General features: G+C 52.1%; 13 protein-coding genes and 1 pseudogene. 11 read left to right on the plus strand and 3 right to left on the minus strand.

All coding sequences use genetic code 11. The features are described from left to right. Positions 1–138 precede the first annotated feature (138 nt). Both pspF and DFO52_RS02595 read left to right on the plus strand, forming a co-directional pair. Positions 139–1,116, plus strand: coding sequence for a phage shock protein operon transcriptional activator (gene pspF / locus DFO52_RS02590; protein WP_133549214.1), 978 nt, complete (start codon positions 139–141; stop codon positions 1,114–1,116). Between the two features lie 82 nt (positions 1,117–1,198). After that, a complete protein-coding gene (locus DFO52_RS02595) occupies positions 1,199–1,474 on the plus strand; it encodes a hypothetical protein (protein WP_133549216.1) in 276 nt (91 codons plus the stop codon). Between the two features lie 62 nt (positions 1,475–1,536). Here DFO52_RS02595 and DFO52_RS02600 read toward each other — a convergent pair whose 3' ends face one another. Next, positions 1,537–2,085 carry a hypothetical protein gene (locus DFO52_RS02600; protein WP_133549218.1) on the minus strand — a complete coding sequence of 183 codons (549 nt, stop codon included), beginning with the start codon at positions 2,083–2,085 and terminating at the stop codon, positions 1,537–1,539. 140 nt (positions 2,086–2,225) lie between these two features. Here DFO52_RS02600 and DFO52_RS23235 point away from each other — a divergent pair. The 7 genes and pseudogenes from DFO52_RS23235 to DFO52_RS02635 form a co-directional block, all read left to right on the plus strand. After that, positions 2,226–2,357 (plus strand): annotated as a pseudogene (locus tag DFO52_RS23235) (site-specific integrase); the annotation flags it as partial. Positions 2,358–2,460: 103 nt separating this feature from the next. Then, positions 2,461–4,101 (plus strand): ABC transporter substrate-binding protein SapA, encoded by a 1,641-nt coding sequence (gene sapA / locus DFO52_RS02610; protein ID WP_133549220.1) that lies wholly within the window; start codon positions 2,461–2,463, stop codon positions 4,099–4,101. Continuing rightward, positions 4,098–5,063 carry a putrescine export ABC transporter permease SapB gene (sapB, locus tag DFO52_RS02615; RefSeq protein WP_023312049.1) on the plus strand — a complete coding sequence of 322 codons (966 nt, stop codon included), beginning with the start codon at positions 4,098–4,100 and terminating at the stop codon, positions 5,061–5,063. Before sapA ends, sapB begins: the two co-directional genes overlap by 4 nt. Beyond that, the gene (sapC, locus tag DFO52_RS02620) at positions 5,050–5,940 is read left to right on the plus strand and encodes a putrescine export ABC transporter permease SapC (protein ID WP_032656751.1); all 891 of its coding nucleotides are present in this window, start codon (positions 5,050–5,052) and stop codon (positions 5,938–5,940) included. Before sapB ends, sapC begins: the two co-directional genes overlap by 14 nt. Continuing rightward, a complete protein-coding gene (gene sapD / locus DFO52_RS02625) occupies positions 5,940–6,932 on the plus strand; it encodes a putrescine export ABC transporter ATP-binding protein SapD (protein ID WP_133549222.1) in 993 nt (330 codons plus the stop codon). The genes sapC and sapD overlap by 1 nt, the downstream gene beginning before the upstream one ends. Position 6,933: 1 nt before the next feature. Continuing rightward, positions 6,934–7,740, plus strand: coding sequence for a putrescine export ABC transporter ATP-binding protein SapF (sapF, locus tag DFO52_RS02630; protein ID WP_023312051.1), 807 nt, complete (start codon positions 6,934–6,936; stop codon positions 7,738–7,740). 162 nt (positions 7,741–7,902) lie between these two features. Continuing rightward, the gene (locus DFO52_RS02635) at positions 7,903–8,844 is read left to right on the plus strand and encodes an ATP-grasp fold amidoligase family protein (protein ID WP_133549224.1); all 942 of its coding nucleotides are present in this window, start codon (positions 7,903–7,905) and stop codon (positions 8,842–8,844) included. Here DFO52_RS02635 and DFO52_RS02640 read toward each other — a convergent pair. Together DFO52_RS02640 and DFO52_RS02645 are read right to left on the minus strand one after the other, a co-directional pair. Next, positions 8,825–9,889, minus strand: coding sequence for an ATP-binding protein (locus tag DFO52_RS02640; protein ID WP_047647571.1), 1,065 nt, complete (start codon positions 9,887–9,889; stop codon positions 8,825–8,827). The two genes, DFO52_RS02635 and DFO52_RS02640, sit on opposite strands and share 20 nt — an antisense overlap. Beyond that, positions 9,886–10,590 carry a response regulator gene (locus DFO52_RS02645; RefSeq protein ID WP_047647570.1) on the minus strand — a complete coding sequence of 235 codons (705 nt, stop codon included), beginning with the start codon at positions 10,588–10,590 and terminating at the stop codon, positions 9,886–9,888. Before DFO52_RS02645 ends, DFO52_RS02640 begins: the two co-directional genes overlap by 4 nt. A 270-nt stretch (positions 10,591–10,860) precedes the next feature. Here DFO52_RS02645 and DFO52_RS02650 point away from each other — a divergent pair, with 270 nt between their 5' ends. Both DFO52_RS02650 and DFO52_RS02655 read left to right on the plus strand, forming a co-directional pair. Further along, positions 10,861–11,247 carry a hypothetical protein gene (locus tag DFO52_RS02650; protein WP_047648706.1) on the plus strand — a complete coding sequence of 129 codons (387 nt, stop codon included), beginning with the start codon at positions 10,861–10,863 and terminating at the stop codon, positions 11,245–11,247. A 123-nt stretch (positions 11,248–11,370) separates the two neighbouring features. After that, positions 11,371–12,282, plus strand: coding sequence for an ABC transporter six-transmembrane domain-containing protein (locus DFO52_RS02655; RefSeq protein WP_166642342.1), 912 nt, complete (start codon positions 11,371–11,373; stop codon positions 12,280–12,282). Positions 12,283–12,284 lie beyond the last annotated feature (2 nt).

Raw genomic sequence — 12,284 nt, forward strand, 5'->3', positions numbered from 1 at the left:
GCTATGCCCTGCTGTACAGATAATACAAACATCATGCCAACTTTTTATCTTATTGATTTTAATGAACCTGATTGATTTTCATGCAGTGAAGAACTATTCTTGCCTGGTGAATATCGCTAAGGAGTGGTTAATTTCATCATGCCTGGATACAAAGACAATTTACTCGGCGAAGCAAACAGTTTCCTTGAAGTGCTGGAACAGGTCTCTCGCTTGGCGCCGCTCAACAAGCCGGTGCTGATCATCGGTGAACGCGGAACGGGGAAAGAGCTGATAGCCAACCGTCTGCACTATTTATCCGGGCGCTGGGACGGCCCCTTTATTTCCCTTAACTGCGCGGCGCTGAATGAAAACCTGCTCGACACCGAGCTCTTCGGCCATGAGGCGGGCGCGTTTACCGGTGCCCAGAAGCGCCATCCCGGGCGCTTTGAGCGCGCCGACGGCGGTACGCTGTTTCTTGATGAACTGGCCACCGCGCCCATGCTGGTACAGGAAAAACTGCTGCGCGTGATTGAGTACGGCGAGCTGGAGCGCGTCGGCGGTAGCCAGCCGCTGCAGGTTAACGTGCGCCTGGTGTGCGCCACGAACGCCAACCTGCCGGAGATGGTGGCGGAGGAGAAATTCCGTGCCGACCTGCTTGACCGCCTGGCCTTTGACGTCGTTCAGCTTCCTCCGCTGCGCGAGCGCAAAAGCGACATCATGCTGCTGGCAGACCAGTTTGCGATTCAGATGTGCCGCGAGCTCGGCCTGCCGCTGTTCCCCGGCTTCAGCGATTATGCGCAGGAGACGCTGCTTGCTTACCACTGGCCGGGAAATATCCGCGAACTGAAAAACGTCGTGGAGCGTTCCGTCTATCGTCACGGCAGCAGCGAGACGGAGCTGGACAACATCATTATCGATCCTTTTCAGCGCAGCGCGCCGCCGCTGCCCGCACCAACGTCTTCAGGCGCTCTCCCTACTCTCCCCCTTGATTTACGCCACTTCCAGAACGACCAGGAGAAACAGCTGCTGGAGCAAAGCCTGAAGACGGCAAAATATAACCAGAAACGGGCGGCTGAACTTCTGGGTCTGACCTACCATCAGTTAAGGGCATTGCTCAAAAAGCATCAAATGCGATGACAGTGTCTATCACTTTAAAATTCACTTATTTTATGAAAAAAAAAGCAATAAATGAATCAAGAAGAATAAGGATATTATTAAGATGGCTATTTTAGATTTTTTGATTTCTCTCGCATTCTGCTTAGGCGGTATTTTCTACATCTGGCATACAAGTAAAGCTCTGAGGACAGGAGTTTTTATTGGCTGGCTCAACGGAACCTATGAGAAGTATTATGTTTATTGCTCTAAACACCCCTGGAAATTCTATTTTAACCTTTTCACCATGGCGAGCGGTGGTTCGTTACTTTTAGCTGTCGGCATCATTTCACTTGATCAAAAAAACTTTATTTTCAAGACACTAAGCTCACTATTCCAGTGATGCGCTTGCTTTTGAGCACTCTTATTATTCATTATGTAGCTATCTCAGGACACTCTTTTGAATTAGTGAATTGCCTCATGGCTTATTATTTTACCGCAGTAAGCATTGACTTTTTTGACCACACGAATAGAGTCTGTGTAGAAAAAAGACGAAGCGTCATCCCACTGGCAGAATTCAATTTCACGCTTTAAGAATTCGTCATAATAGACAACCCCAGCCTTGCAACGGCAATGTTTTCCGCATGAAGGTCCTGGGTAGTTCATCCTGAAAGGGTAAGTTCCGCTAACTGTTTGCGTTGCACTTGAAACGATGATTGCCTCAGTGCTTTCCCAGAGTGTGAAAGATACGACACCCACTACAAACACAAAACAAGCCAGGAAAAACTTAACGCGCTCCAGTTTACCCTCTTTGCTTTTGACGCGTGACGAAACGCGCCATGATGCAAAGGCACCTATAGCGACTGAAATCAAGATAATTGGCCAATAAACAGAACCTGGTTCTACCAAGTACGCATCGCTTGTATAGATGTCAAGCCGACACATCCCGTAAAACCATAATCCCAGGCAAAAGTATGCAAACACTTCGCGTTTGGCGGGTAGTCTGAATGCCATAATTTGTTTTACTTTAGTAAAAAATCATAATATATCAGACACATATTAAAATTAAAATGATATCGCACCTGGAATGTACCCTGCATTCCTGTCATTTTACCCAGCGAAGACGTAACTATACCGACCGACTTTGCGAAACCCTGTCTGCCGGGTTAATTCCTTCGTTTATAGCGAGTCAGATGCGCCACGAAAATGCTAAGATGGTCTAAGAGGTATATTCAAAGTGGATAGCAGGTATGAACGTGGTTCGGGTCGTGATGCTTAATGACTGACTGCAACGTTACTGCCCCAATATGCCCGCAGGCTTAAACGATACTGGATAATGTCGTTTGAAATTAGTAAGATAGCCACTTCATATAAAATACATTAAAAATTATGCGTCTGGTTTTATCGTCCTTTTTTGCACTCGGTCTGTTTAGCAGCCTGGCCTTTGCTGCGCCCGGGCTAACGCCGCAGCCTGACATTCGTGACAGCGGCTTCGTCTATTGCGTAAGCGGCCAGGTGGATACCTTCAACCCGCAAAAAGCGGGCAGCGGCCTGATCGTGGATACCCTTGCCGCGCAGCTTTACGATCGTCTGCTTGATGTTGATCCTTACACCTACCGTCTGGTGCCTGAGCTCGCGGAAAGCTGGGAAGTGCTGGATAACGGCGCAACCTACCGTTTTCACCTGCGCGATGACGTCGCGTTTCAGAGCACACCGTGGTTTACCCCCACTCGCAAGCTGAACGCAGATGACGTGGTCTTCACCTTCCAGCGCATCTTTAACCGCAACCATCCGTGGCATAACGTTAACGGCAGCAACTTCCCCTATTTCGACAGCCTGCAGTTTGCCGACACCATCAAAAGCGTGCGCAAGCTGGATAACCGGACGGTCGAATTTACGCTGACGCGCCCGGATGCCTCCTTCCTCTGGCACCTGGCTACCCACTATGCGTCGGTCATGTCCGCTGAATACGCGGCGAACCTGACGAAAAAAGATCGCCAGGAGTTGCTCGATCGTCAGCCGGTTGGCACCGGTCCGTTCCAGCTGGCCGAATATCGCGCCGGGCAGTATATTCGCCTGCAGCGCCATGAGCATTTCTGGCGCGGCACTCCGCTGATGCCGCAGGTGGTAGTCGATCTCGGTTCAGGTGGAACGGGACGTCTGTCGAAACTGCTCACCGGGGAATGTGACGTACTCGCCTGGCCCGCGGCCAGCCAGCTCACCATTTTGCGCGACGATCCGCGCCTGCGCCTGACGTTACGCCCGGGCATGAATATCGCTTATCTGGCCTTTAACACCGATAAGCCGCCGTTGAATAACCCAGCCGTTCGTCACGCTCTGGCGCTGGCGATTAACAACCAGCGTTTGATGCAGTCGATCTACTACGGCACGGCGGAAACCGCCGCCTCAATTTTACCGCGCGCCTCGTGGGCCTATGACGGTGAAGCTAAAATTACGGAATACAATCCGGCAAAAGCGCGTGAACAGCTGAAAGCGCTGGGGGCGGAAAACCTCACGCTGCAGCTTTGGGTGCCAACCAGCTCCCAGGCGTGGAACCCGAGCCCGCTCAAGACCGCCGAACTGCTGCAAGCAGATATGGCGCAGGTGGGCGTCAAAGTGATCATCGTACCGGTTGAGGGCCGTTTTCAGGAGGCGCGCCTGATGGACATGAATCATGATTTAACCCTGACCGGCTGGGCGACCGACAGTAACGATCCGGACAGTTTCTTCCGGCCGCTGCTGAGCTGTGCGGCGATAAACTCGCAGACCAACTATGCCCACTGGTGCAACCGGGAGTTTGACGCCGTGCTGCAAAAAGCGCTGGCTTCCCAGCAGCTGGCCTCACGCATCGACGCCTATGATGAAGCGCAGAAGATCCTTGCCCAGGAACTCCCGGTGCTGCCGCTGGCCTCTTCCCTGCGTCTTCAGGCCTATCGTTATGATATTAAAGGTCTGGTGCTGAGTCCGTTCGGCAATGCCTCGTTCGCCGGCGTGTCGCGTGAAAAAGAACAAGAGGTGAAAAAACCATGATTATTTTTACCTTACGTCGGCTCCTTTTGCTGCTGGTGACGCTCTTTTTCCTGAACTTTGTCGGCTTCAGCCTGAGCTATTTCACGCCCCACGCCCCGCTTCAGGGGTCGTCGCTGTGGGATGCCTGGCTGTTCTGGTTTAACGGGCTGCTGCACTGGGATTTCGGCGTGTCCAGCATTAACGGACAGCTGATTTCCCAGCAGCTGAAAGAGGTGTTCCCGGCCACGATGGAGCTTTGCATTCTGGCCTTCGGCTTTGCCCTGATGGTCGGGATCCCCGTGGGCATGCTGGCCGGGATCTATCGCAATAAATGGCAGGATAAGTTTATCAGCGCCCTCGCCCTGTTCGGCTTCTCCATCCCGGTATTCTGGCTGGCGCTGCTGCTGACGCTGTTCTTCTCGCTGACGATGGGCTGGCTGCCGGTTTCGGGTCGCTTTGACCTGCTCTATACGGTTAAAACGGTGACGGGTTTTGCCATCATTGACGCGTGGCTGTCCGATTCGGTGTGGCGCCATGAGATGATCGTCAGCGCCGTGCGCCATATGGTATTGCCGGTGCTGACGCTGGCGGTTGCGCCAACCACCGAAGTGATCCGCCTGATGCGCCTGAGCACCATTGAGGTATTTGACCAGAACTACGTCAAAGCCGCCGCCACGCGCGGGTTGTCCCGCCTGACCATACTGCGCCGCAACGTCCTGCACAACGCGCTGCCGCCGGTTATTCCGCGTCTGGGATTACAGTTTTCCACCATGCTGACGCTGGCCATGATCACCGAGATGGTCTTTAGCTGGCCAGGCCTGGGGCGATGGCTGATTAACGCCATCCGCCAGCAGGACTACGCCGCGATTTCTGCGGGCGTGATGGTGATTGGTTCGCTGGTGATTATTGTTAACGTGTTGTCCGATATTCTGGGTGCCATGGCCAACCCATTGAAGCATAAGGAATGGTATGCCTTACGATAGCGTATACAGTGAAAAGCGCACGCCCGGTGTGCTGCGCACCGTGTGGCGTAAATTCTATGGTGATACCACGGCGATGATCGGTCTATACGGCTGTGCCGGCCTGGTGTTGCTTTGCGTCTTTGGCTCGTGGTTTGCGCCGTACGGCATCGACCAGCAGTTCCTTGGCTATCAGCTGCTGCCACCGTCCTGGTCGCGCTACGGTGAAGTCTCTTTCTTCCTGGGAACGGACGACCTCGGACGTGACGTGTTGAGCCGCCTGCTGAGCGGTGCAGCCCCGACGGTGGGCGGTGCATTTGTGGTGACGCTCGCGGCTACGATCTGTGGGCTGGCGCTCGGTATTTTTGCGGGATCCACCCATGGCCTGCGCTCGGCGGTGCTTAACCATATTCTGGATACGCTGCTGTCGATTCCGTCCCTGCTGCTGGCGATCATTGTTGTTGCCTTTGCCGGTCCGCACCTGTCGCATGCCATGTTCGCCGTCTGGCTGGCTATCCTGCCCCGCATCGTGCGCTCGGTTTACAGCATGGTGCATGATGAGCTGGAAAAAGAGTATGTCGTCGCCGCGCGTCTGGACGGCGCGACAACCTTCAACATTCTGTGGTTTGCCGTACTGCCCAACATCGCCGCCGGGCTGGTCACTGAGATCACCCGCGCCCTGTCGATGGCGATTCTGGACATCGCGGCGCTCGGCTTCCTCGATCTCGGTGCACAGCTGCCGTCGCCCGAATGGGGTGCGATGCTCGGCGACGCGCTGGAGTTAATCTACGTGGCACCGTGGACGGTCATGCTGCCGGGTGCGGCCATTATGGTAAGCGTGCTGCTTATCAACCTGCTGGGCGACGGTATTCGCCGTGCAATTAACGCGGGGGTGCAATAATGGCGCTTCTTGATATTCGCAACCTCACCATTGAATTCAAAACCGGTGAAGGCTGGGTTAAAGCCGTCGATCGCATCAGTATCACCCTTGCGGAGGGTGAAATTCGCGGGCTGGTGGGGGAATCCGGCTCCGGAAAAAGCCTGATTGCCAAGGCTATCTGCGGCGTGGCGAAAGACAACTGGCGCGTGACCGCAGACCGTATGCGTTTTGATGATATCGATCTGCTGCGCCTCTCACCCCGCGAGCGGCGTAAGCTGGTCGGGCATAACGTCTCAATGATTTTCCAGGAGCCGCAGTCCTGTCTCGACCCGTCCGAACGCGTGGGTAAACAGCTCATGCAGAACATTCCCGGCTGGACCTATAAAGGCCGCTGGTGGCAACGCGTTGGCTGGCGCAAGCGCCGCGCCATCGAGCTTTTACACCGCGTCGGGATCAAAGATCACAAAGATGCGATGCGCAGCTTCCCCTATGAGCTGACCGACGGCGAATGTCAGAAAGTGATGATTGCCATCGCACTGGCAAATCAGCCGCGTTTGCTGATTGCGGATGAACCCACCAACGCGATGGAACCCACCACGCAGGCGCAAATTTTCCGCCTGCTGTCGCGTCTCAACCAGAATAATAACACCACCATTTTGCTGATCAGCCATGACCTGCAAATGCTCAGCAAATGGGCGGATAAAATTGACGTCATGTACTGCGGGCAAACGGTCGAAACCGCGCCGAGTGAAGATCTGATTAACGCCCCGCATCATCCGTATACGCAGGCGCTCATCCGCGCCATCCCGGATTTTGGCAGCGCGATGCCGCATAAAAGCCGCCTGAATACCCTACCGGGGGCGATCCCGCTGCTGGAATCCCTGCCGATAGGCTGTCGTCTGGGGCCGCGGTGCCCCTATGCTCAGCGTAAATGTATCGAGACGCCGCGCCTGACCGGGGCTAAAAATCATCTTTACGCCTGTCATTTCCCGCTGAACATGGAGAGAGAGTGAAATGGTCGAAACCTTACTGGAAGTTCGCAACCTGAGTAAGACCTTTCGCTACCGCACGGGGCTGTTTCATCGTCAAACTGTCGACGCGGTGAAGCCGCTGAGCTTTACGCTGCGTGAAAAACAGACCCTGGCGATCATCGGCGAGAACGGTTCCGGGAAATCCACCCTGGCGAAAATGCTCGCCGGCATGGTTGAACCGACTGCAGGCGAAGTGTTGATTGACGATCATCCTCTGACGTTCGGCGATTACTCTTTCCGCAGCCAGCGCATCCGCATGATCTTCCAGGATCCATCTACCTCGCTTAACCCGCGCCAGCGCATTTCGCAGATCCTCGATTTTCCGCTGCGTCTGAACACAGACCTGGAGCCGGAAGCGCGCCGTAAGCGCGTATTTGAAACCCTGCGTATGGTTGGACTGTTACCGGATCACGAAAGCTACTACCCGCATATGCTGGCCCCAGGTCAGAAACAGCGCCTGGGACTGGCGCGTGCATTGATTTTGCGGCCAAAAGTGATCATTGCGGATGAAGCGCTTGCCTCGCTGGATATGTCGATGCGCTCGCAGCTGATTAATCTGATGCTGGAATTGCAGGAAAAACAGGGGATTTCGTATATCTACGTTACCCAACATCTGGGAATGATGAAGCACATCAGCGATCAGGTGATGGTCATGCACCAGGGTGAAGTGGTCGAGCGCGGCAGCACCGCGGATGTGATGGCCTCTCCGCTTCATGAGCTGACAAAACGGCTGATTGCCGGTCATTTCGGTGAAGCATTGACCGCCGATGCGTGGAGAAAGGACCGCTAAGCGCGACGCTCAACAAAAAATCACCCCATTAAATTAAGGATTAAATAGCCTGCGTACGCTATTTAATCCTTTAATTTTTCGTCTCCATCCCTGCTCCATATTTTAAGCAATAACAATCAACAATTCTTCTCCAGAATATCCGGACATTACGGAGGAGAAGAAATGAACACCGCCACTTACGTTTTAAAATACACAGAGTATCTCATCAGAAAATGCCGTTCATTTTTAATGACGGACCTGCACTTTCATACTGTAAGGCTTAAAAAAACAACCGGGGAAACCCCTGACATTAACTCGCCCACGACGTTGAGCGAAAAAATATGTCATCGTCTGGTCTATGACCATAATAACTTCTATACGATGCTTGCCGATAAACTCGCCGTTCGGGCATACGTTTCATCCAGAACAACGCGCGTGAAAACGGTGCCATTAATTGGCGTTTATACCCGGCCGTCGCAGATTGATTTTTCAGTTCTTCCTGACAAATTCGTCCTTAAGTGCAACCATGACAGCGGCAGCACAATAATATGTACAAACAAAGCGCAATTTAATGAAAGAGAAGCGTGTAAAAAACTGAGCCTCGCGTTAAAGAAAAATCTTTACTACACCACGCGCGAATGGCAGTACAAAAACATTACGCCGAGTATACTTTGCGAGCCGTTTGTCGATCTCTTCGACGATGCTGACAGGAACACAACGCCCGAAATGCTGAGGATCCATTGCTTTCACGGCGTTGCCCACTATGTAGAAGCGGATTTTACGGATGAGAACGGCAAAGGGTTTATCAACGTTTATGACAGGCACTGGAACTTACAACCCTTCCGGATGGAATATCCGAATACTTCAGCAACGCCTGGCGAACCGCTCTTGTTCCGCCAGGCACTGTTGGCCTCCCAGGAACTGGCGCATGGAATTGACTACTGCCGCGTTGACCTTATGCTAAAAAAAGATGAAATCTATTTCAGCGAAATAACCTTAAGCCCGAGACGCGGTAAACTGACGATTACCCCGCAGGAATGGGATGCTAAGTTAGGAAAAATATGGCATTTATCACCGGCAGGCACATTTGACCTGCCGCTGAAGCTCACGAGTCGGGCCAGGTGAGTTTAAATATCGAGTGGTTTTGCGTCGATAAGGTATAGGTAACATCGCCACCATGAGCCAGCATGATGGCTTTTACCACCGATAAGCCCAAACCACAGCCTTCCGGGTTCACATGTCTGGCGCCATTATCGCGCTGAAAGGGCTGAAACAGGAAATCATGAAACTCTCTGGGGATGCCCGGTCCCCCGTCCTGAATAAGGATATAATTGCCTTTATCAGAAACGCCATTTTTCACGATGAGCGTGCGCGAGGTTGAATAGTGTAAGGCATTATCAAATAAAACGGTCAGACACTGATTGATGCGTATTGGATCAAATACGCATTGCTGCTCCCTCAGGTCTGTATTGACGGTAAACGCCTTACGGCTGAACTCGGGCATGAACGTATCGAGTGCGTTCTGTATTGTCCCTTTTAGATCCGTTCTTGACTGGCACAGCGTGTATCCCGCCCCGCCATTCGAACTGACAACCCGGAGATCTTCAATCAGGCGGGTTAACCCTTCCGTCTGTTTGAGAAGATTATTAAATAGCACCGGGTCCGGGGTAAAAACGCCGTCAACCAACCCCTGAAGCCGTCCACGTAATATCGTGACCGGCGTTCTCAGCTCATGCGCAATAGCGGCATTCCAGGATTTCCTCTGAATATCCAGCGTCTGTAATTTTTCCGCCATTTCATTGAAATCCGTCACCAGGTGATTAATCTCACCCAGCCGGGAACTGGCGCAAAATGCCCTGGCGTCCAGATCGCCCTGAGAAATCTTTTTCAGGCTGGACGCTACCGCGTTTAGCGGGGTGAGGATTCGCGATGATAGTTTGACCGTGAAAAAGAGGGCAATAATCATACTGATCGTAGTCGCGGTCCCAATCCATGCCCAGTCCCACATCGTCATCTGCTCGTCATCGCCCGCTGCAGGGCCGCCCGGGAGGTGATCCAGAATAAAGGAGTAAAAAAACCAAGAGCCGAGTATGGCGATGGCAATTATCGTAAACGTCAGCAACAGCATATACGTTAAGATCTGACGACTCAGGACAGACTCTTTGTTCATTTCTTTTCCCCAAGCCGGTAGCCCATGCCTCTGATGCTCTCGGGAACACCGTAAAGGCCGGCAAGCTCCAGTTTTTTACGCAGCTTGCTCATATGGCTGTCGACCGTTCTGTCGAGCGTATCACCTTCCGGCAGACACGCGTTGAGTAACTCTTCGCGGGAACAGACCTTTCGCGGATATCGCATCAGCCAGGTAAGTAATTTAAATTCGGTCGTCGTTAATACCGGGGAGATGACCTCTTCGCCCACGGTGACTTCCACGTAGAAATCATCCGGATAGACCGTAATAAAGGGCGTTCTGAGCGGCAGAGAACCCGCCTGCTGAAGCGCAGTTTTTGTTCTGCGCAGCACCGCCTCAACCCGTGCGACAACCTCAGAAGGGTTGAAGGGTTTGATCACGTAATCATCCGCGCCCAGCCTCAGCCCCATGAGCTTATCGACATCCTGATCGAGAGCGGAAACCATAATGACGGGGACAGAACTTTCCTGACGAAGCGTGGTAAGTACGCTCCAGCCGTCACATACGGGCAGGTGAATGTCCAGCAATATGAGATCCGGTTTATTGAGGCGATTGAGCGTTATGGCCTGTTCGCCCTGCCTGGCTCTGAGCGTTTTCATTCCCGAACGCTCTAAGTAGCTCATCAGTATATCGGCGATTTCGTCTTCATCTTCAACAATAAGGATCAGCGTATTTTTGTGCATTTTATCTCCGTGGGTGAAATCCCTTTGAGCACGCTATCAGATATCTTTAGCACAATAAGACACAGCCTCCGCGAAAAAGTGCCGTGGTCACGAAAATTTCCCGGTTGATTTAAAGCCCGGTTATTTCTCCACACAGCCTACACATTCAGTCAATAAAGACTCGACAATGTCAGTTCAAAATCGCTATTGAGGCATAACCCTTTGTGCATTGCGCGTTGCAAATTACCACTGTTTCTTAAAGATTTTATGAAGTTGGCTGAAATAATGAACATGGAACTTTCTAAATATTTCTCACCTAAAAAACTGGGCATATATTCCCTGTTTCTGCTGCTGTCGTGGGGATTACTTTATACCTGGCTGGTGCTGGTGCACAGAATGGATGAAAAAGTCGCCTCGACGCTGCTCTCTTCCCCCATTATCTATGGCTGCATCGCATTGTCGGTTGTCTCTCTGATAATACAAAATAAAGCTGGCGCGTTGACTGAGCTGCTTGTCATCGCCTTCTGGCTAATAGTGATTTTTGTCTATCTCATTATTACGTTCACCGTGCTGTTAAACGCGATGCCCGATATCGAGGATCTGGTCTTTTACTACGAGTGTTATTTGATCATTTTTTTTGGCGGAGCACCCCTGTACCTCATTATGAGAATGATTTGAGCCGCTGCTCCACACGTCCTCCATAAACCGCCCATGTCTGCTAAACAGGCGCGCGGTAGAGTCTCTACCTCACTCTTTTACACAAAAATAACTCACTGAAAAGTCTGACATGACTTACCCATAATGATGAACCGTAATAATAATTTTCGTTCTTCTGAACCTGCCGGTGTGATGCACTCGCTTAAAAAACTCGCGATACGGCACCGAAAAAAACTGGCTGTCACTTTCTTCCTGGTGGTGGCCGAAAACGTAACTTTTTTACTTTATCCCGTTCTGGCAGGCATCGCGATAAATGCCATCCTCGCCGGTGAAACGCTTAACGCCGCGCTGTATGGCCTGATGGTACTTTGTATGTGGTTCATCGGTGCGGCCAGACGGAGCATCGACACGCGCACGTTTGCACGCATTTATGCCGGACTCGCGGTTTCCGTCGTCCTGGCACAGCGCAAATATCAGCTTAACCATTCGGCAATCGCCGCCAGGGTAACGCTCTCGCGCGAATATGTGGATTTCTTTGAAATGCACCTTCCCCTGCTTATTACCTCACTGAGCTCACTTTTTGGTGCCGCCATCATGTTGCTGTTTATTGAGTTTTGGGCCGGCGTCATGTGCTTTGCGATTGTATTTATTCTGCTCGGATTTGTCTCAGGATATGCCCGTAAAAATGAATGGCTGTTCATGCGCCTGAATAATCGGCTGGAAAAAGAAGTGGATTATGTTCATAAGGCGGGCACGGCTACCCTTCACCGACATTACTCCACGCTGGCACGTTTACGTATCGCACTATCTGACCGCGAGGCGTGGGGCTATTTGTGGGTCGGCGTGCTTGTTGCCGCGCTTTTTACGCTGACCATCGTCTGGATGACGCGCTCAAGCGGCATCACTGCCGGACATATTTACTCAGTGATGACCTACATGTGGATGTTCGCAACGAGCCTCGATGACGCGCCGCAGCTTCTTGAGAAATTTTCGCAGCTCAGGGATATCGGTAAGCGCGTATCCACTGATGATGAAATTCACGTAACTGGACGTTAATT

The sequence above is a fragment of the Enterobacter sp. AG326 genome, assembly GCF_004362415.1.
Lineage (GTDB): Bacteria > Pseudomonadota > Gammaproteobacteria > Enterobacterales > Enterobacteriaceae > Enterobacter > Enterobacter asburiae.

Excerpts from the sequence above, each read along its gene's own strand:
- pspF (WP_133549214.1), top strand. The coding sequence starts at position 139 with ATGCCTGGATACAAAGACAATTTACTCGGCGAAGCAAACAGTTTCCTT.
- DFO52_RS02595 (WP_133549216.1), top strand. The coding sequence starts at position 1,199 with ATGGCTATTTTAGATTTTTTGATTTCTCTCGCATTCTGCTTAGGCGGT.
- DFO52_RS02600 (WP_133549218.1), bottom strand. The coding sequence starts at position 2,085 with ATGGCATTCAGACTACCCGCCAAACGCGAAGTGTTTGCATACTTTTGC.
- sapA (WP_133549220.1), top strand. The coding sequence starts at position 2,461 with ATGCGTCTGGTTTTATCGTCCTTTTTTGCACTCGGTCTGTTTAGCAGC.
- sapB (WP_023312049.1), top strand. The coding sequence starts at position 4,098 with ATGATTATTTTTACCTTACGTCGGCTCCTTTTGCTGCTGGTGACGCTC.
- sapC (WP_032656751.1), top strand. The coding sequence starts at position 5,050 with ATGCCTTACGATAGCGTATACAGTGAAAAGCGCACGCCCGGTGTGCTG.
- sapD (WP_133549222.1), top strand. The coding sequence starts at position 5,940 with ATGGCGCTTCTTGATATTCGCAACCTCACCATTGAATTCAAAACCGGT.
- sapF (WP_023312051.1), top strand. The coding sequence starts at position 6,934 with ATGGTCGAAACCTTACTGGAAGTTCGCAACCTGAGTAAGACCTTTCGC.
- DFO52_RS02635 (WP_133549224.1), top strand. The coding sequence starts at position 7,903 with ATGAACACCGCCACTTACGTTTTAAAATACACAGAGTATCTCATCAGA.
- DFO52_RS02640 (WP_047647571.1), bottom strand. The coding sequence starts at position 9,889 with ATGAACAAAGAGTCTGTCCTGAGTCGTCAGATCTTAACGTATATGCTG.
- DFO52_RS02645 (WP_047647570.1), bottom strand. The coding sequence starts at position 10,590 with ATGCACAAAAATACGCTGATCCTTATTGTTGAAGATGAAGACGAAATC.
- DFO52_RS02650 (WP_047648706.1), top strand. The coding sequence starts at position 10,861 with ATGGAACTTTCTAAATATTTCTCACCTAAAAAACTGGGCATATATTCC.
- DFO52_RS02655 (WP_166642342.1), top strand. The coding sequence starts at position 11,371 with ATGATGAACCGTAATAATAATTTTCGTTCTTCTGAACCTGCCGGTGTG.